This window comes from Chryseobacterium camelliae (genome assembly GCF_002770595.1).
GTDB classification, from domain to species: domain Bacteria; phylum Bacteroidota; class Bacteroidia; order Flavobacteriales; family Weeksellaceae; genus Chryseobacterium; species Chryseobacterium camelliae.
Window position 1 is genome coordinate 2,217,288 of record NZ_CP022986.1, and the last position, 17,774, is coordinate 2,235,061.

A 17,774-nucleotide genomic window follows, 5' to 3' on the forward strand; every position below is an offset into this window, starting at 1 on the left:
TAGGTTGGAGATTATTTGTAACTTCTTGTTTTAACCTCGATGTTTTCGTAGATCAGCTCCTCTTTGTGCATTACTTCCTGGTTGATGTCTTTCCCCTGATATTCCCAGGCTGCAACATACTTGTAATTCACATCGTCTCTTTCTGCTTCTCCGTCCGGTGTGGAATGGTCCTCACGGAAGTGACCTCCGCAGGATTCATTCCTCTTCAGTGCATCGATAGCCATTAACTGGCCCAGCTCCAGGAAGTCGGCTACTCTGAACGCTTTCTCCAGCTCAGTATTCATACCTTCTTTATCTCCCGTAACTCTTACGTTCTTCCAGAAGTCGTTTCTTACTTCTTCAATTTCCCTGATGGCTTCTTGAAGCCCTTCAGGAGTTCTTCCCATTCCAACTTTGTTCCACATGATATGTCCCAGTCTCTTATGGAAATGGTCTACTGAATGCGTTCCTTTATTATCGATAAAGAAATCCACTTTCTCTTTTATTTCTTTTTCAGCCTGCTCAAAAGGCGCGCTGTTGGTAGGAATAGCTCCTGTTCTGATATCCGCAGACAGATAATCTGCAATAGTATACGGAAGAACGAAATATCCGTCTGCCAGTCCCTGCATCAGTGCAGATGCTCCCAGCCTGTTGGCTCCGTGATCCGAGAAATTGGCTTCACCGATAACGAAACATCCCGGGATGGTAGACTGAAGGTTGTAATCCACCCAAACTCCTCCCATGGTATAGTGAACCGCAGGATAAATCTTCATTGGGGTTTTGTACGGATCATCGGCTGTGATTTTCTCATACATCTGGAACAGGTTTCCGTATTTTTCTTCTACCCATGCCTTACCAAGATCATAGATCTGCTGGTCTGCAGGATTATGGATATGTTTTTCAATGGCAGCCTCCTTACCTTTCTTCATGATCTCTGTAGAGAAATCCAGGTATACCCCTTCTTTGGTATCATTGTTTTCAATTCCGAAGCCGGCATCACATCTTTCCTTGGCTGCTCTTGAAGCTACGTCCCTAGGAACCAGGTTACCGAAAGCAGGATATCTTCTTTCCAGATAGTAATCCCTGTCATCTTCTTTGATGTTTTCCGCTCTTAATTTGCCTTCTCTGATGGCAATGGCATCTTCCAGCTTCTTAGGCACCCAGATCCTTCCGGAGTTCCTCAATGACTCGGACATCAGGGTCAGCTTGGATTGCTGAGTACCGTGTACCGGAATACAGGTAGGGTGAATCTGTACATAACAAGGGTTCGCAAAATAAGCGCCCTTCTTATGGATTTTCCAGGCTGCGGAAACGTTGGATCCCATGGCATTCGTAGAAAGGAAATATACGTTACCGTATCCTCCTGAAGCAATCACCACAGCGTGGGCAGAATGTCTCTCAAGTTCTCCGGTTACCAGGTTTCTTGCAATAATCCCCCTGGCCTTACCGTCTACGATAACAAGTTCCATCATTTCATGACGGTTGTACATTTTGATCCTTCCTTTACCGATCTGGCGGCTCATGGCGGAATAAGCTCCCAACAAAAGCTGCTGTCCGGTCTGTCCTTTCGCATAGAAAGTTCTTTTTACCTGAACCCCACCAAATGAACGGTTATCGAGCTGACCTCCGTATTCTCTTCCGAAAGGAACACCCTGTGCCACGCACTGGTCGATAATATTTGCAGAAACCTCAGCAAGCCTGTAAACATTCGCTTCCCTGGCCCTGTAGTCACCACCTTTAATGGTATCGTAAAATAACCGGTAGGTAGAGTCACCGTCACCCTGATAGTTTTTGGCAGCATTGATACCTCCCTGAGCAGCAATAGAGTGCGCTCTTCTAGGAGAGTCCTGATAGCAGAATGCTTTCACATTATAGCCCTGCTCAGCCAGTGTAGCTGCTGCAGAACCTCCTGCCAGACCTGTACCCACAACAATAATATCAATTTTGTCTCTGTTGTTTGGGGCAACAAGGTTCATATGGTCTTTATGATTTTTCCATTTATCCTTTAAAGGACCTGCTGGAATTTTTGAATCTAACTTACTCATATTAGTATATTGATATTATTGAGTTATAAAATGATAAATTGCGATAAAAATAAATCCTAACGGAATAAGGATAGAATACCAGATGCTTACCCTTCTCAGCATCGGCATGTACTTCGGATGTCTCGCTCCAAGGGACTGGAAAGAAGACTGGAACCCGTGAGACAAGTGAAGCCCTAAAAGCACAAATGAAATCACATATAAAACTACTCTCCACACATCCGCAAATTTTGCATGAAGATCTCCCCAGAATCTGGACTCCTCAATCGGAAGACCGTTCACATACTTGTAATTCATTTCGTGAAACCAGAAATCATACATGTGCAGTACCAGGAATGCAAGGATAACCGCTCCGGAAAGGATCATGTTACGGGAAGACCATGATGAGTTATCAGATCCCCTGTTCATTGCATAATTGATAGGACGTGCTTTTTTATTTTTGATTTCCAGAACAAATCCCATTACAAAATGGTAAATCACAGCAAAGATCAGTACCGGCTGCATTATAAACTGGATAAGAGGATTATATCCCATGAACTGCGAAGCATTGTTGTAAGCCGTTTCACCGAAAACCGATAAAAGGTTGACTGCAAGGTGCATTACCAAAAAGATCAGCAAAAAAATAGCTGACAATGCCATAGCATACTTTCTACCTATTGTAGAACTCGTTAAACCTGCCATATAAGTTTAAATTTGAATTTCCACAAAATTAAGAAATGTTAATAACATCAAGAAGTGAGAAATCTCACAATTACCCAGTTTGTAATCTTTCTAAATAAGACCTAAAGTCTTCTGAATAAAGGGAAAACAAAAAAAATAAAATCCTAATTCAGAGGATAGATTTTACCTTTATAAGTGACTTGCTCTGCATCGGCAGGAAAAACTTTCACCACCACTTCATCGAGCCTTCTTGATGCGGTATAAGGATGGATGATATATCTCATGATATGTTCCTTATCTGATCCTTCTTTGATCCAGAAACAGGCTTTCGCTCCGTGCTTTACAGAAAATACTGTATTCTTATACAATCTGTGGACAAGAACCTCCTTACGCCGGTTCTCTGCAATGTTAAAAACAGTTCTGATCATCAGAAAAATAATGATTACGGTAATCATTCTGGCAGCATTCCTGTAATCAGGCTTAAGTACTGCATATCTCAACTGATACACTATAATGAAAAGCAGCAGCATTTCGATCAGGTTTAATGGAATGTCCTCAAGGAAAACATCTTTAAAGCCGGCAAACCAGTGAATGGTCCGGAGCAGCCAGCGGATTACAGTATCATAAATAACATTTAGAAAAGTAAAATCAAAACCCAGTGCTATGATTCCCGTCATGACAAATGAGAAAATAATAATTACCTCTGAAAACGGGACGATGACAAAATTAGCAATGATGGAGATGAAAGAAAACTGGTGAAAATAATAGAGCACAAGCGGCAGTGTGGCCAGCTGGGCGGCAATGGAAATAGAAACCGTATTGAATATAATCTTCTTGATGAAATGATCCTGCTTCGGGAAATACTGCAAGATCGGCCTGTTCAGCCAGAAAATCCCCAGAACCGCGGCAAAAGTAAGCTGAAAACCTACATCAAAAAGCTGTTGGGTATCTGTTATCAGGATGATAAAGGCAGATAAGGAAAGGGAATGCAGCAGATCCGGCTTCCGCTGCAACAGGACGTATATATAGTAGATGCTCAGCATAATGCAGGAGCGTACCACAGAATTCCCGAATCCTATAAAGGCAGCAAATATCCATATGAACACCAGGCTCAGCACAATCGCGTACTTCCTGAAAGAAGCCGGCACATAACGTGTCAGGATAATGTACACCACACCGAAAATGACGACGATATGAGTTCCTGAAATAGCGAGGAAATGCATCAGGCCGGACCGGTTGAAATCCTGAGCGGTAACGGCATCCGTTTCCGTACGGTCTGCCAGGATAATCCCTTTTAAAAATTCCCGGGTTGTTTTCGACAATCCTGCACGGTCGATCTTTTGCAGGACCTCAAGCCTTTTCTGTTGGATGGATTCTGTAAGACTTATATCTTTGCGCACCGCAGAAGATATCTCATCACGGATATAACATTGATACCTGATATTTTTCCGATTCAGGTAGCGGGCGTAATCAAACTGGAAATCTGATTTTGGCGATTCAGGCCTGCTGATGTATCCGCGGGCCTGGTAATAGTGGTTAAAGTCCAGCTCTTCATGATTTTTAGGAATATACAGCACGGCATTGAAAACTTTTGTTCCGGATTGCCCCTCAATCTCATACTTTCTATTTTTCCCGGTTGAATTAAGCTTTTTCGTAATCCTGAACACCACATTCGAGTGAGCGTTCAACCGGAAATCACCTTCAGAAAAAGCATGGATAAAATGTGCCGTAATCCCCGCTCCGAAGAATAACATACCCAATACATACGGCCTTAGCTTATGCAATACGTACAATGTTAAAAACTGAGCTGTAAATGCCAGAATACATACGCCTGCAATACTATAGACTACAGCATCTGATAAGGAGAATCTGTCCTGGAACAAGATGCCCAGGATGAAGCAGGTTCTCAATAAGCCTCGTCTGGGCTTCCATCAATTTTGTAAGCTGCTCCTGATTTTTCAAAATACTCTCTGTGATTTCTTTCGATTGAATATTAAAGATGGGATTATACTGATTTACAGCAGCAACGGCATGATCGCTAAATTCATTATTAGTCATGATATTATTTGAAGCATCATTCAACAAATCATTGATATCCACTTCAAGCTCTTTAGCCATCTTATTTAAAAGCATGGAATTTGGAATGGTCTTGTCCGATTCGATATTTGAGATCGTCCCCTGGGTCACGTCCAGGCGCAGCGCGAGGTCATCCTGCGACCAGTGTTTGGCTTCCCTGTATTTCCTCACTTTCGTCCCTAAACTCATGATATTAAAATTTTAATCAAAAAAGATTAGTAAAAAGCAAAAATAAGCAAAACGGTTAAAACCATTGCTATACAAGGCTTTATAAAAATAGTAGTCTTAGTTCGGAAGTCGGTGTCTGATAGGTTTTGGGCTTAAAATGACAAGGTTAGGTTACTAATTCGTTACCGATTGATAAAGGTAACTATATAGCTTAACCGATTATATTTCAGTCTTTTGCACCTCTTTTTACATTCCCTTGTAACTCAATGTAATTTAATTTTAAACGTTAAACATTTGAGTTATGGAACAGACAAAAAAATCGACGTTCAAACTGCTTTTCTACCTAAAAAAGAACGAATTGAAAAAGAACGGTAATGCTCCGATTATGGCACGTATTACCATTGACGGAACCCCTAAAACTTTCGGAACAAAGTTAGAAATTGACCCCAATAATTGGGATTTAAAACACGGAAGAGTTCAGGGCAAGAGTGCGCAGGCATTAAGTATCAATAAAAAACTGGATAATATACGTGGGCGTATCGACAAGATTTATGAAGATATGTTGAAGCACGAGGGCTTTGCAACCGCCCAAAAAGTAAAGCTATCGTTTTTGGGTGTTGGCGTAATGGATGATGCAATACTTAAAGTCTTCAACGACCAAAATGAGGATTTTAAAAAATTGGTCGAAAAGGAAGAACGCTCACAAAGCACCTACAACAAGTATATCACAGTTTACAATCATCTTACCACGTTTATAAAGGAACGCTATCATCGTGACGATATGGCTTTTCGGGAATTGACTTCCGATTTTATCCGGGAGTTTGATTTTTACCTCCGGTATGATTTGCAGTCCTCCCACAATACAGTTTGGGTGTACACGATGCCTGTATTAGCCCTTGTGGAACTGGCTATTAAAAAAGGCTTGATACGTGATAATCCTTTTCAGGATTACGAAATCAATATGGAAGAAACCGACCGGGGCTATATCCTTAAAGAAGATGTTGAAAAGCTGATGATGTGCGTACCATCGCACCAACGGTATGAACTTGTAAAAGACCTGTTTATTTTCAGTTGCTTTACAGGACTTGCTTATGCGGATATTAAGAAACTGACAAGGAACAACATTCAATCATTCTTTGACGGTCATCAGTGGATTATCAGCAGGAGAAAGAAATCAGATATTGCTTCAAATGTTCGGTTAATGGAAATCCCTAAACGTATCATTGAGAAATATCAGGGTACGACAAGGAATGAATTTATCTTTCCGGTTCCGACCAATGCAACCTGCAATACTCACATAGGCAAACTGGTTGAAAAGGCAGAAATCATTACGGAGCAAAAAGTAACTTTTCACACGGCAAGGCATACTTTCGGAACAATGTTTTTGACCGAGGGCGTACCGCTTGAAAGTCTTAGCAAAATGATGGGGCATAAAAATATTTCCACCACACAGATTTACGCTAAAATCACAAGCCAAAAAATCAGTAAGGATATGGATTTAGTTACCCCTAAATTCAAGGCAATGGAAGAAGCGTTTATGATGGCAATCTAATCAGCTTTTATCTAATCTCAATGAGCAGAACTTAACGGTTCTGCTTTTTTTATGCCTATCTTTTTGTGTAGGTAAAGCACATTTATTTTCCTCTACGCAATCCAACGCTGTAAAAGAGCTTATTACCTACTTCAGAAATAGAAAATTGAAAAACGAAACCCTTATCTAACGCTCCCTGCTATTCCATTTTTCAAATCCCTATTACAGGCTATCATAGCCTGGTCATTAATGCCATAAAAATTTAGAACAGAAAATTTCCACAATCAACCGGTAAAAAGGCAGCTAAGTTATAGCGGGCAGCCACCTCACACGCCCAACCAAAAGACTACGGCATAATGGCAAGGCAAAATGCTGGCTTCGCCGAATTGCTGTGTGTTGCCTTGCCACCCTCCGGGACTTATTCCGTTTCCTTTCGGTTTTACGCTGTTGCCCGCTTGGATTATCTGCTTTCTTTTTTCCGGTTTTTCTTTTGGAAAAATTTATGCGAAGCGAAGCGGAGCAAACCACAACGGGAAGCGGGAAACGAGAAAAGCGAGTGAGTAAATAACATTTTTTCAAACATCAAAATTTTAGCATTATGGCACACAACATCAATTTCAACGAGCAAACAGGACGTCATTCATTCTTTAGCGTTCAACAAAAAGCGTGGCACGGTTTGGGGCAAATCGTAGAGCAATACCCAACAAGCGAGGAAGCAATAGTACACGCAGGTTTAGATTACGAGGTTATCAAATCCCCACTGTTTACACAGGGCAGAACAATGAGCATAGGCGAAAACGGAGAACTGATTGAAGCCAATGACATCTTAGTACCTAACAGTTTCGCCACCCTCCGCACCGACACCAATACACCGTTGGGTGTAGTAGGCAAAGACTACCATATTGTACAAAACCGTGAGGCGTTCAATTTCTTTGATGCTATTGTAGGCGGAGGCGAGGGAATATTGTACGAAACCGCAGGAGCATTGGGTAACGGGGAGCGTATTTTTATTACTGCCAAGCTGCCCGACTATATCCGTGTAGGTAACGGCGACGATGTTACAGAAAAGTACATCTTCTTAACCACAAGCCACGACGGTAGTGGAAGTATTACCGCAGCGTTTACACCTATCCGTATCGTATGTCAAAACACCCTGAACGCATCATTGCGGAGTATGACCAATGTAGTGCGTATCAAACACACGTCAGGAGCAAAACAACGCCTCGAAAATGCTCACAAGGTTATGGGGCTTGCCAACACACTAAGCACGCAGTTAGAGAACATCTTTAACGATTGGGCTAAAGTAAGGGTAACAGACCGAGAAGTAAGAAAGCTAATCCAGTTGGCACTTTGCCCGAACAAAGAAACGCTTAACCTGCTCAAAAAAGGTGCGGAAGATGAAGTTTCCACCGTGTTTAAAAACACCGTAGATGATGCCTTTGAATACGCTATGATAAGCGACACCCAACAAATGGCAACTACCAAAGGCACATTATTCGGGGCTTACAATGCTGTTACAGGTTACTTTCAGAATGTACGCAATTACAGGGATGGCGAAGCCAAACTACAATCTATTGTAATGGGCGGTACAGCACAGCTAAAGACACAAAAAGCCTTTGAACTGTGTACAGACTTTGCCTATTCAGGAGCAGAGATTTTCAACTTCAATTAATCATCAAAGGCGACTGCCTGCAAAGGTGGTCGCCTACTAAAAACAAAAGATATGAAAGCATTAGATAAAATGGACAACCTCGATAAAGCGGGCTTGTTGTGCAAATTGTTTCCCGCAGAACTGGAGAACCTGCAAAACGCTATAAAAACGCAATGCGACTACTTCCTGCAAAATGAAACCGCCTTTCGTGAGGGTTGGTATCAAAAGGGATTTTTTACCGCTGAATTTTGGTACAGGCTTGTGCAGAATGCACAAAAAGGCATAGACAAGAATGAACCACTTTGGAAACGCCCGAACTGGTTTACAGACCATTTTTTTGACGGACACAATTCAATTTTCGCTATCCACTGCCTGATTGAATATACAGAGGATGCACAATGCGACCCGCAATTAAAACAGGCGATACACCTGCTTTTCGGGAACGACAAATTTTTACAGATAACCTTAAACGATAAATAATTATGGCTAATTGGTGCAACAACTGGGTTGTTTTTGAGGGAACAGCCGAAGCAATAGAGCAGATAACACAGCTATTCAAATCAATGGCTGAACAGGAACAGAAAGACAACTGCGGGCATTTACCCCATTTCGTACAGGACACGCACGGAGATTATTTCTACAATATCAGTCAGGACAATGAAAGTGCGGGTGTATTCCAGTATGAAACAAAATGGTCGCCAAATACGGATGCCGTTAAGCAGATAGCCGAACATTTCAAAGTGAATTTCACACAGGACTATGAGGAATTAGGATGCTTAGTATATGGTCAGGCAATATTTGAAGAAGGAATACTAACGGATACCTGTTTAGATAGCCAGGACTTTGACAGCTATGAATTAGACGAGGAAACGGACACCTACCATTTTGAGGGAACAGAGTACGACAGCGAATGGGAAATACTCGACACTTTGTTAGAGCGTAAAAGCGAAAATCAATTAAACACCATTAAAATTTAGAACGATGAAACTATCAGATAAAGCGACAGCACATATTTTGGTTAAAGCCAACAGCGAATGGGATAATTGCGAGTTTGCAATTATCCACCTATCCGAAGAATGGAAAACAGAACAGGCAAAACGGCTTGCATTAGTTAAGCCGTTAGAGGGCAATCACTATTTCTGCTCAATGAATTACTATGATACAGCAGTAGATTTTTATAGGACAGGCGAAAACGACAACCCGAATATTGAAGAATTGCTAAACGGTAATGAATGGATATTTGTGGAGCTTGACGAGCAAGAGCAGGAAACGTTTACCGTACCTGAAAACCGACTGGACTGTTACAGGCTTGTATTAAGGGCAAACGGTACAGGCTACTATACAGCATACGGGAAGCATACGAGCGAAGAATTTTGGACGGAAGAATTTTTATTAACCCAATTAATTGCTTAATCAGAAAAATCAAATTTCAAATTATGACACGTTCAAATCTTCACATCAAATTGAGTAACGGTAAATCCCTTGTATGCGTTGCCGACAGCAGCAGCGCACCCGAACAGGGCTATATCGTTGAAAGGCTTTTTTTGCCCTTGTTATCCCTTGATAACAGCGAGCAAGAACTCTTAATGCTTAAAGAGTATTGCACGATGGATGAAAGGCGGATAAACGCATATTACCGCTATTTAATAGACCTTACCACTAAAGAAGTTAAGTTTTTTGAAGAGCATTACAGTTATACCAATGACACTTTCAGGAAAGGAAAGGATATAACGGAAAGATACTACGAGTATTTAAAAACGATTAACTAATACAAGCCGCCTGACCCGAAAAGTCGGGCGGCAAAAAGACAGATCCTCCCGATGGTCGGGCAGTCTTTTTGCTTTAAATTGGTGCAATCCCCTTTAGCAAAATGCACCCTTACAAATCCTTTTCATTTTACCAAACAGGTTGCAGCGTTATTGCGTGGGATATTCGTTATCCCATAATTAGATTAGAGTGATTACTTTCTTTCGTGAGTTCAGCGGAAAAGAAAGTAACAAAGAAACCTGCTATTGCGGAAACTGTTTGTAATATTCTTTTGCTACTTCAGCTACACCTGCACTGAAATAACGCCCTCCGTCGTTTAGTACCGTGATGGCTTTTTTGAGTTCTTCGGGGTCTGCGCCTTTCAGGATATACCCTTTTGCCCCGCTATTAAGCATTTTAACCACATCCTGCACATCATCGTTAATACTAAAAGCCAAGATTTTGGTTTGCGGATATTTTTCAAGCAATGCTTTAGCAGTTTCAAAACCATTCATTACAGGCATATTTATATCAACAACCATTATATCGGGAATAACTTCAATTTGCTCCATTTTTTTCAGTGCTAATTTGCCGTTTTCCGCTTCAAATACGATTTCAAAATTATCGTCGTCCCGTATAAAATCGCAGATACCTTTCCTAAGTAAGTCGTGGTCGTCTATCATTCCTATCTTAATTATTTTTTCTTTACCCATTTTCTTCTTTTGATAAAATTGAAAAATCCGTATTTAGACTTAGATAAATCAGATGTTCTGTCAACGTGAGGTAAGCCATTATTAACCGTAATGTCCCTGACCTTAAAATGATTAAGCCATTCTTTAAAGTGTGCTATTTCGTGAGGCTTGAAACGAACAATTTCCCCGTTTTTAAGAGATACGATAAAAACATCAATGCAGAGAGTGAATGCAGATAGATGGGATGCAGGATAGTCAAATTCGGGGTAAAAAATATGCTCATTCTCCATAGCCTTAATGTTTTAGGTTGTGGATGCCTGGCACAAAAAAAGAGCGCAGGCAACTACACTTACCGCACATTGAGGCACTGGTATGCCCGACAACGAATAAGCGAGCGCCCACGCCTTTTGACGTGAGCGTTCTTACTTATCTGTCCCGTTGTCTAAAAATTACCAGTTTTCAATGTGGGACTTAAAGCAAAAACACTTTAAGTATTTTCTATATTTTCGACAACAAAGATACTAAACTCGTGCCTTTTTGACTGCATATAGTACAAAAAAGATTACAGTCAAACTGTTTTTTGTGAAATATAATTCTGTTCAAGTATTGTCAGAATATCGCTTTCCTTATAAATAATCTTACCGCCTATCTGTATATACGGCAGGATATTGTCATCACGGTATTGCTGTAAAGTTCGTTTGCTGATATGGAGCAGCTTACACACATCTTCGCCCGACAGGTATATTTCCCCGTTCATTACAGGACGGTAATTTTTCAATATACTTTCGATACGGGTTCTTAGCAGCGTTATCATTTCCTGATGGGCAATGATTTCGTCATTCTCGAATAAATCCATTTTCAACGGTATTGTACGGCTGTCCGGCTTCGAGCAAAGCCTGTACATCCGAGCGTTTATAATAATTCTTACGGTTCAGTCGGGAATAGGGCAATAGTCCTTTGTCCTTATACGTCTGCAAAGTCCGCTTGGTAATGTTCATCATCAGACACACTTCCTGGTTATCGAGCCATTTTTCTTCTTTGAAAATTGGCGTGTATTTTTTCGTAGCATTTTCGGTCAGTTCCAAAAGTGCTTTCAGCTCATTTTTCATTCCCTCCAGTACGGACTTTTGTATTGTGATTACTTCCATAGTTTGCTCAATTTTGCTGTGGAAGTCGAATTTATAAAGGCTTATTGCAGCGTTGGAGAATGTTGCAGGATTTGGCTTTGAAAGGCAGCGTTTGGCGTTAGTAGTAAGATTTGGTACAAAAAAAGCCCCGAATTTCGGGGCTATGATTTGCTGCTATTTTATTTTGCCAACTTCAGTATTCTATATGCACCTCTTGCCACAATCACGAATACAATTGCCCCAATAATCAAATCCGGATAACTCGAATTGAGCCAATTGACCAATAATCCCGCAATGATAACACCCGAATTGATTATAACATCGTTGGAAGTGAAAATCATCGAAGCCTGCATATGGGCTTCTTTGCTTTTGTTCTTTTGTAATAGATAAAGACAAAGTACGTTTGCAATCAACGCCAAAACAGAAACAACAATCATTGTTTTGAAATCAGGCATCGCTTCTATTCCGATAAAACGTCTGATAACTTCAACAAAACCGATAACGGCTAACAGAATTTGAAAGTAACCTGCAAATTTGGCGATATTGTTTTTTCTTGCAATCGTACCCCCAACAGCAAACAATGCCAAAGCGTAAACAATACTGTCTGCAAGCATATCCAAGCTGTCTGCTATCAATCCCATTGAATTGGAAAAAATACCGAACAACATTTCCAATCCAAAGAAAACGAAATTGATAATCAGTACAGTCCAAAGTAGTTTCCGTTGGTCATTGCTTGTATCTGTTTCAAGAACTGCATTGCTTTCTTCAGTTGAAATCAATGACGTATTCAGGTTTAATGTTTCCAAAGCCGAAAAAATCGGCTCTGGTTTTCCACTATGGTAAACATTTAGTTTTCTACTGGGAATATCAAATTCCAATGACTTTACCATATCGAAATCCTGCAATTTCATACGGATTAATTGCTCCTCACTTGGGCAATCCATTTTAGTTATATTGAATATGGTTTTATTCATCTTCTTAAAGTCTAAATTTTATTCCGCCATTAATGACAAATCCGTCCAATGGTGCATAAATGTCTTTAAATATAGGATTACTAATTGTACCTGTATAAATGTTGCCAAAACGTGTCTGCCTTGTATCAAGGAAATTTTCAAAATTGACATATAACGAAAACCTTTCCCAAATCTTTTCAGCCATAAATCCACAAGTCCAATAGTCTTTTCCTGTTGTTCCATCGTTCAGCTTTTGCGGGCTGAAATAGTAGGCTTCTAAACCAACTTTCCATTTGTCTTCGATTTCATACATTAAAACCGAGTTAATACGGTGTTTTGGGGTTAACGGGCTTTCGGTAGTTGTTGCATTTTGGTGTAACTGTGCATCTGTATAAGTGTACCCTAAAAATAATTTCACATCATCGTAACCGATTTTGATATTGGTTTCTGTTCCTTTTGTATGGATGTAACCAGTAGAGTTTACAAATTGATAGAGATTAGCTGATGGATTTTCAAGTAATAGAGGATTATTCAAATAGGTATAAAAGAATAATTGATTGATACTGAATGACCAACCATCGCCAATATTAGTGCGGTAATTTATATCTGCATTTCCACCATAACTTTTTTCCAGTTTATTGGTTTTATTGTTAATTGGCATTACGTTTTGATATTGTAAGCGTTCGCTTTCTTCGGTAAAGATAGTGGGTGTTTTATATCCAAATCCGCCGCCAATCCTTGATGTTAATCCGTTTGCAATATGGAATAGCGCCGATACTCTTGGCAAGAATACAGCCCCATAATCTATAACATAATCCGTTCTTAAACCTGCTTCCAATTGAAGCCAATCCGTAGCTTTAAAATTATTTTGGACGAAAGCCCCAAATGTGGTTTGGCTATAATCTCTTAACGGAAATACTGTAATCTGCTTTTCTTTAAAATTGTCCGTCCAAATATTAACGCCTGTTACCCATTCTGACTTTTCTTTGCTGTAAGTATAATTAGCTTCCGTAAAAGTGGCTGTTTGCGTTCCCTCAAACTCGTAAGTGGGAATAGCCGTATTGCGTTTAAAATAACTTACACTGTTTTTGATTTGAAAAGAACTGTTTTCATTAATTAAATGGTCAAAAACAAATTGTGTGGAATAGCGTTGTGTTTTGTTTTCTTCAAAATATTGATGCGTATTATCCCCTTTGCCCTTGATGTAAAGTATATCGCCGCCCAAACGGTTCTCTATGGTTGTATTGATGCCAAAATTCAGTTTCGTTTTATCATTGAAGTAAACAAATAATTTAGGGTTCAATACGAAGCGTTCAAACTTTGGAATGGCGGAAAAACCAATTTTTGCAGGGTCATAAGCTCCGTTTCTGTTGTGCGAAGCGAAAATAGTTGTTCCAATTTTATTGAATTTTTGCCCATAAAAACCATTAATGTCTAAACCTCTCCCTGATGTTCCGTTGATATGAAAGCGTAAATCTCTTTCATCAGTTGGCGTTTTGGAAATCAAGTTGACTAATCCTGCTATTGCTCCACCTCCGTAAAGTGTAGAAGTTGAGCCTTTGATAACTTCAACCTGCTTTAAATCAAGTGGCGGAATTTGTAATAAGCCCAAACCACTTGAAGCTCCCGAATAAATCGGAAAACCGTCTTTAAGGATTTGTGTATATCGTCCGTCAAGTCCCTGAATACGGATACTCGCATTGGCACTTGTGGGCGACGTAGTTTGTACGTGAATACCTGTACTTTCTGCCAAAAGCATACGAATATCTCCCGGTTTCATATTCCCTTTTTCTCCCAACTCCTCACTTCCAATAAACTCAATACGTGTAGGAATATTTTGTATGCTTCTTGTACTTCGGGTAGATGTAATTACAACACCCTCTAATTCCTCTGAATTTTCTTTGAGCAGAATTTCAATAACATTGGTATCCTTTAGTGGAAATTCTATTTTTTCAATAAACTCTTCAAAGCCTACGTAGTTAAAATGTATCTCCTGTATTCCATCAGGAATATTCGATAATATAATCTGTCCTTTTTCGTTCGAGGTTCCTCCAATTGAGGTGCCTTTTATAGATGTTGTTACACCAATCAAGGGTTCTTTTGTTTCACTGTTTTTTACAACAATGTTTAATGTATTTTGTGCATATACACAAAGGTTGAGTGCCATAAAAAATGACACAATGAGTATTTTTTTCATTGTAAAAATGATACTTAATGTATATAAATAAGCTATGACGATGCAAAGACATCGCTTTTTAATTAATTTGTGCTGAAAGCATTATACATTAAGCAAGTTGCGGGGGACGCCAAATGGAAAATGGAAAATCAGAAACAGGTGGGGTCAGCATATTTCCTAACTTCCGTTGCGGTTCTTTTACTGAATGGACAATAGAGAAATGAAAAGTAGTTAAAACAAATCCTGTACAGGTGTTGCAACTAAAAAAAGGCGAGCAACATCCCTTATTACAATCTTGGTCATCCTGTCCGTTTTGTCCTTGTTCGGTAGTATGCTTCTGCATACATTTATCCTCAATAAAAGTCGGTACTGCTGATAAAAGCAATACATAGGCGGCTAATATTAAAGATATAAACTTCACCATACAAAGTTAAATAAAAATTAATTGCGTTAGCTCACAAATCTTGTGGAGGTAGTTAAAGCGAATAGTTTTTTTATCGAGATTGTTCGGTTTTTACTTCAGGCTGCTGTTTTTCCTTTTTCTCACGGGAATAAACCCACAGTGACAACAGACCGAAAATAATCAGTGCGTAAGCTATCCATTTACCAACCCTTTCAATCAATTTAATGAAAACCGAACTTTCATAAGATGAGAAACCCTCTGCTCCCATAGGGCTGCGCCTGTAAAACTTCCTGCGGTTAATCCAGTAACGAAGTCCCAAGCCTGCAACCAAAAATATGATACCTATAACCAATGATGCGACCATAACAAAAACACTTTATTTCCACTGTTTGAATTTACGAAAAATATTTGTTTCAGCCTGTAAACGATGTGAATTAAATGCGAAAGAGGCTTACCCCAAAAGGCAAGCCTCTTTCATTGTTTATGGAAATAAAACCTTACTCAACACTGAAATAGATTACAAGGATAAGAAATTATTTCTTTTGAAATACACTGCCCGGCTGAAAATTAAAAACGGCTTACCAATCAGATAAGCCGTTTTTTTTTGAATTGAAATACTGCTCTTAATCGCTGCTGTTAAACTGAAAAGTTATCTGCTTTTCATTCCCGAAGCTGTCCGAAATCCAAACGTCAAAAGACTGTGAAACGGCAGACGTTGAAGTGTAGTACAGCCTGAACTGCTCCGTTGGTAATTGGTACAGGTCATTGGGCTGATACGGCGGTTCGTTGTAGTATTGCAATGTTCCCTGCCCGTCAAATTGAAAGTAACGGAGGAAATACTGCGTATTGCTGTAATTGCCTGTACGCTGTATGGTAATGCGTATTTCTACGGTCTGCCCGTTTGCAACATCTTTAGGCACTGGCATTACATTGACCTCGAAAGGAAAATTGTTCTGTATTTCGAGGTCATCATCTTTGCTGCAAGATACCAACGTAACCGAAGCTGTGAGGATTGTCAGGAATACATATAGTGGCAGTAGCCCCGTTCTGAATTTATTGAATATTGCTATCATCGTTTTTACGTTTTAAAAGTTAAACCTTAATCCCACACCTGCTGACGGTCGGAACTGTTGTAAATCCGTACCCCAAAGGATTTTTGTACGCCCTTGCAGGACTAATACAAAACGGTCTGACAGGTACGTTTCAAAAGTGAGGCGACCGCCTGCACCGTAGATAAAATTATCTTCGCTCAATATCTTCGCACCGTCGTACAACATTGTTTCGCCCCGGTTGATGGTTTCGTAACCGACCACACCTGTTACGGCGAAATTCAGCGTGATGTTCTTACGGGCATCGCCCAACAAAAAGAAGCTGTAACCGCCCTCTGCGGAATAGGTTTCCTGCGGTATGCGGAGGTCTTTATACCCGTGGTACTGGTGGGTATATTCCAACGCCCAAAGCTGATAGTTACCATTCTTACCGTTTACCGTCATTGCTGCGCTGATGTAGTAATCATTGCCAATCTTATCATCGGACAATACACCTGCACTTATTTCCAATCCTTTCTGCTTCGGCAGCATTCTTTGCGCCTGTGCAGCCGTGATGCCTATCAGGACAAACAGCACGGTATAGATATACTTTTTCATATTCTTGCTTTAAAGGGTTATTAAAATTTCAGGTGCATATCGTCAATCAAACGGGCTTTGATTAAATCGGAATTTTCGACGTGCAATGTTTGATGCCTGCCACCGTTTTTCTCGAAAATCTCAATCAGCAGTACCTTATCATCGGCAATGGTAAACTGGTCTAACAGGAACACATTTTGTTCGGTCGATTTTCCGGAAATACCGTCCAATGGCTTGTAAGTTCTCAAAGGAGTTAAAGGGCGTTCCTGGACTACGGTGCGTTTAGCTACCTTTTTATCCACTACTTTGAAATTGATGAAATCAATCTCGAAAGGAACATTGGCACGGTTTCTCAATTCAGTATGGAAATAGTATTTGCCGTTATGTATGTAAATCCCTTTTAGGATAAACTGAATGCCGAAACTCTTAGCACCGATATGCTTTACAATGCGTTTGTCTTTCTTGTAAATGGTTTCCAAAAGCAAGCCTGCCAGTGACGGCGAATTGTTGCCCAGTTCTTCAAAAAGCACATCGTTACCTTTGGCTTTATCCACCGCTTTTTGCATCGTGAGCAGGTCATAGCTCATTGCCTCCGGGTAGGAACTGTAATACACGTTGAAACTATAAAAACGTCCGTCATTCGTAATAACGGAAAAATTCGTTTCCGGCTCAAAGTCCCTTACAGATGCTTTTACACGCAACACGTTTTCCGCATCTTCGGCTTTCCCTGCAATAAGGTATTCGCTGCCCAAATCCACGTAACGAATGGCAGTCGGGAAAATCAGGTGCGAGGTTTTATCGTAGGTAACTTCCATACGGTACGGCTCTATCTTGCCCAATGCAAGTGGTGTTCTGATGCTGTCCTGTGCATTAGATTGTGCAGCAAAGCCGAGTATAAGGGCAATAGCCCAAAAGGTTTTTAAATGATTTTTCATTGTTTTATTT

The 17,774-nt window shown here is 40.2% G+C and carries 21 protein-coding genes; 6 read left to right on the plus strand and 15 right to left on the minus strand.

The genetic code is table 11. The features are described 5' to 3' along the window. Nucleotides 1-11: 11 nt before the first annotated feature. The 4 genes from CGB83_RS10155 to CGB83_RS10170 all read right to left on the minus strand — a co-directional run bounded on the left by CGB83_RS10155 (nucleotide 12) and on the right by CGB83_RS10170 (nucleotide 4,946). Nucleotides 12-2,024 (minus strand): fumarate reductase/succinate dehydrogenase flavoprotein subunit, encoded by a 2,013-nt coding sequence (locus CGB83_RS10155; RefSeq protein ID WP_100075694.1) that lies wholly within the window; start codon nucleotides 2,022-2,024, stop codon nucleotides 12-14. 15 nt (nucleotides 2,025-2,039) lie between these two features. After that, entirely contained in the window at nucleotides 2,040-2,702 is a 663-nt protein-coding gene (locus tag CGB83_RS10160; protein WP_100075695.1) for a succinate dehydrogenase cytochrome b subunit, read from the minus strand. A 143-nt stretch (nucleotides 2,703-2,845) separates the two neighbouring features. Beyond that, entirely contained in the window at nucleotides 2,846-4,564 is a 1,719-nt protein-coding gene (locus CGB83_RS10165; protein WP_228419898.1) for a ComEC/Rec2 family competence protein, read from the minus strand. Further along, on the minus strand, nucleotides 4,521-4,946 hold the full coding sequence (locus tag CGB83_RS10170) for a helix-turn-helix domain-containing protein (protein WP_100075697.1): 426 nt from the start codon (nucleotides 4,944-4,946) through the stop codon (nucleotides 4,521-4,523). The genes CGB83_RS10165 and CGB83_RS10170 overlap by 44 nt, the downstream gene beginning before the upstream one ends. A gap of 280 nt (nucleotides 4,947-5,226) precedes the next feature. Here CGB83_RS10170 and CGB83_RS10175 point away from each other — a divergent pair, with 280 nt between their 5' ends. The 6 genes from CGB83_RS10175 (at nucleotide 5,227) to CGB83_RS10200 (ending at nucleotide 9,876) form a co-directional block, all read left to right on the plus strand. Further along, nucleotides 5,227-6,477, plus strand: coding sequence for a site-specific integrase (locus CGB83_RS10175; protein WP_066436467.1), 1,251 nt, complete (start codon nucleotides 5,227-5,229; stop codon nucleotides 6,475-6,477). Between the two features lie 577 nt (nucleotides 6,478-7,054). After that, nucleotides 7,055-8,128: a DUF932 domain-containing protein gene (locus CGB83_RS10180; RefSeq protein ID WP_066436458.1), complete on the plus strand. Its 1,074-nt coding sequence runs from the start codon at nucleotides 7,055-7,057 to the stop codon at nucleotides 8,126-8,128. Nucleotides 8,129-8,179: 51 nt separating this feature from the next. Continuing rightward, nucleotides 8,180-8,587 carry a hypothetical protein gene (locus CGB83_RS10185; RefSeq protein WP_066436456.1) on the plus strand — a complete coding sequence of 136 codons (408 nt, stop codon included), beginning with the start codon at nucleotides 8,180-8,182 and terminating at the stop codon, nucleotides 8,585-8,587. Between the two features lie 2 nt (nucleotides 8,588-8,589). Beyond that, nucleotides 8,590-9,084 carry a DUF1281 family ferredoxin-like fold protein gene (locus CGB83_RS10190; protein WP_066436455.1) on the plus strand — a complete coding sequence of 165 codons (495 nt, stop codon included), beginning with the start codon at nucleotides 8,590-8,592 and terminating at the stop codon, nucleotides 9,082-9,084. Nucleotides 9,085-9,088: 4 nt separating this feature from the next. After that, nucleotides 9,089-9,520 carry a hypothetical protein gene (locus tag CGB83_RS10195; protein ID WP_066436453.1) on the plus strand — a complete coding sequence of 144 codons (432 nt, stop codon included), beginning with the start codon at nucleotides 9,089-9,091 and terminating at the stop codon, nucleotides 9,518-9,520. A 23-nt stretch (nucleotides 9,521-9,543) separates the two neighbouring features. Continuing rightward, entirely contained in the window at nucleotides 9,544-9,876 is a 333-nt protein-coding gene (locus CGB83_RS10200) for a penicillin-binding protein (protein ID WP_066436448.1), read from the plus strand. A 240-nt stretch (nucleotides 9,877-10,116) separates the two neighbouring features. Here the strand turns inward: CGB83_RS10200 and CGB83_RS10205 are convergent, their stop codons facing one another. The 11 genes from CGB83_RS10205 to traN form a co-directional block, all read right to left on the minus strand. Continuing rightward, nucleotides 10,117-10,566 (minus strand): response regulator, encoded by a 450-nt coding sequence (locus CGB83_RS10205; RefSeq protein ID WP_066436445.1) that lies wholly within the window; start codon nucleotides 10,564-10,566, stop codon nucleotides 10,117-10,119. After that, nucleotides 10,548-10,835: a hypothetical protein gene (locus CGB83_RS10210; protein WP_091520313.1), complete on the minus strand. Its 288-nt coding sequence runs from the start codon at nucleotides 10,833-10,835 to the stop codon at nucleotides 10,548-10,550. Before CGB83_RS10210 ends, CGB83_RS10205 begins: the two co-directional genes overlap by 19 nt. Before the next feature lie 278 nt (nucleotides 10,836-11,113). Continuing rightward, nucleotides 11,114-11,359, minus strand: coding sequence for a helix-turn-helix domain-containing protein (locus CGB83_RS10215; protein ID WP_430807834.1), 246 nt, complete (start codon nucleotides 11,357-11,359; stop codon nucleotides 11,114-11,116). Between the two features lie 22 nt (nucleotides 11,360-11,381). Continuing rightward, nucleotides 11,382-11,693 (minus strand): helix-turn-helix domain-containing protein, encoded by a 312-nt coding sequence (locus tag CGB83_RS10220; protein WP_066436440.1) that lies wholly within the window; start codon nucleotides 11,691-11,693, stop codon nucleotides 11,382-11,384. A gap of 158 nt (nucleotides 11,694-11,851) precedes the next feature. Next, complete coding sequence (locus CGB83_RS10225; RefSeq protein WP_013632606.1) at nucleotides 11,852-12,646, minus strand: cation efflux transmembrane domain-containing protein; 795 nt, start codon at nucleotides 12,644-12,646, stop codon at nucleotides 11,852-11,854. 4 nt (nucleotides 12,647-12,650) lie between these two features. Continuing rightward, a complete protein-coding gene (locus tag CGB83_RS10230) occupies nucleotides 12,651-14,822 on the minus strand; it encodes a TonB-dependent receptor (protein WP_100075698.1) in 2,172 nt (723 codons plus the stop codon). Nucleotides 14,823-14,910: 88 nt separating this feature from the next. Next, nucleotides 14,911-15,225 carry a hypothetical protein gene (locus CGB83_RS10235; protein ID WP_013632608.1) on the minus strand — a complete coding sequence of 105 codons (315 nt, stop codon included), beginning with the start codon at nucleotides 15,223-15,225 and terminating at the stop codon, nucleotides 14,911-14,913. 70 nt (nucleotides 15,226-15,295) lie between these two features. Beyond that, nucleotides 15,296-15,568, minus strand: coding sequence for a molybdenum ABC transporter permease (locus CGB83_RS10240; RefSeq protein WP_066436434.1), 273 nt, complete (start codon nucleotides 15,566-15,568; stop codon nucleotides 15,296-15,298). A gap of 259 nt (nucleotides 15,569-15,827) precedes the next feature. Continuing rightward, complete coding sequence (locus CGB83_RS10245) at nucleotides 15,828-16,277, minus strand: DUF3872 domain-containing protein (protein WP_013632610.1); 450 nt, start codon at nucleotides 16,275-16,277, stop codon at nucleotides 15,828-15,830. 12 nt (nucleotides 16,278-16,289) lie between these two features. After that, nucleotides 16,290-16,850 (minus strand): conjugal transfer protein TraO, encoded by a 561-nt coding sequence (locus tag CGB83_RS10250; RefSeq protein ID WP_013632611.1) that lies wholly within the window; start codon nucleotides 16,848-16,850, stop codon nucleotides 16,290-16,292. Nucleotides 16,851-16,870: 20 nt separating this feature from the next. After that, on the minus strand, nucleotides 16,871-17,764 hold the full coding sequence (gene traN, locus CGB83_RS10255) for a conjugative transposon protein TraN (RefSeq protein ID WP_066436433.1): 894 nt from the start codon (nucleotides 17,762-17,764) through the stop codon (nucleotides 16,871-16,873). Nucleotides 17,765-17,774: the final 10 nt, after the last annotated feature.

Bases quoted from the DNA above. Each gene is read 5' to 3' on its own strand.
- CGB83_RS10155 (WP_100075694.1), bottom strand. From the start codon at position 2,024: ATGAGTAAGTTAGATTCAAAAATTCCAGCAGGTCCTTTAAAGGATAAA.
- CGB83_RS10160 (WP_100075695.1), bottom strand. From the start codon at position 2,702: ATGGCAGGTTTAACGAGTTCTACAATAGGTAGAAAGTATGCTATGGCA.
- CGB83_RS10170 (WP_100075697.1), bottom strand. From the start codon at position 4,946: ATGAGTTTAGGGACGAAAGTGAGGAAATACAGGGAAGCCAAACACTGG.
- CGB83_RS10175 (WP_066436467.1), top strand. From the start codon at position 5,227: ATGGAACAGACAAAAAAATCGACGTTCAAACTGCTTTTCTACCTAAAA.
- CGB83_RS10180 (WP_066436458.1), top strand. From the start codon at position 7,055: ATGGCACACAACATCAATTTCAACGAGCAAACAGGACGTCATTCATTC.
- CGB83_RS10185 (WP_066436456.1), top strand. From the start codon at position 8,180: ATGAAAGCATTAGATAAAATGGACAACCTCGATAAAGCGGGCTTGTTG.
- CGB83_RS10190 (WP_066436455.1), top strand. From the start codon at position 8,590: ATGGCTAATTGGTGCAACAACTGGGTTGTTTTTGAGGGAACAGCCGAA.
- CGB83_RS10195 (WP_066436453.1), top strand. From the start codon at position 9,089: ATGAAACTATCAGATAAAGCGACAGCACATATTTTGGTTAAAGCCAAC.
- CGB83_RS10200 (WP_066436448.1), top strand. From the start codon at position 9,544: ATGACACGTTCAAATCTTCACATCAAATTGAGTAACGGTAAATCCCTT.
- CGB83_RS10205 (WP_066436445.1), bottom strand. From the start codon at position 10,566: ATGGGTAAAGAAAAAATAATTAAGATAGGAATGATAGACGACCACGAC.
- CGB83_RS10210 (WP_091520313.1), bottom strand. From the start codon at position 10,835: ATGGAGAATGAGCATATTTTTTACCCCGAATTTGACTATCCTGCATCC.
- CGB83_RS10215 (WP_430807834.1), bottom strand. From the start codon at position 11,359: ATGATAACGCTGCTAAGAACCCGTATCGAAAGTATATTGAAAAATTAC.
- CGB83_RS10220 (WP_066436440.1), bottom strand. From the start codon at position 11,693: ATGGAAGTAATCACAATACAAAAGTCCGTACTGGAGGGAATGAAAAAT.
- CGB83_RS10225 (WP_013632606.1), bottom strand. From the start codon at position 12,646: ATGAATAAAACCATATTCAATATAACTAAAATGGATTGCCCAAGTGAG.
- CGB83_RS10230 (WP_100075698.1), bottom strand. From the start codon at position 14,822: ATGAAAAAAATACTCATTGTGTCATTTTTTATGGCACTCAACCTTTGT.
- CGB83_RS10235 (WP_013632608.1), bottom strand. From the start codon at position 15,225: ATGGTGAAGTTTATATCTTTAATATTAGCCGCCTATGTATTGCTTTTA.
- CGB83_RS10240 (WP_066436434.1), bottom strand. From the start codon at position 15,568: ATGGTCGCATCATTGGTTATAGGTATCATATTTTTGGTTGCAGGCTTG.
- CGB83_RS10245 (WP_013632610.1), bottom strand. From the start codon at position 16,277: ATGATAGCAATATTCAATAAATTCAGAACGGGGCTACTGCCACTATAT.
- CGB83_RS10250 (WP_013632611.1), bottom strand. From the start codon at position 16,850: ATGAAAAAGTATATCTATACCGTGCTGTTTGTCCTGATAGGCATCACG.
- traN (WP_066436433.1), bottom strand. From the start codon at position 17,764: ATGAAAAATCATTTAAAAACCTTTTGGGCTATTGCCCTTATACTCGGC.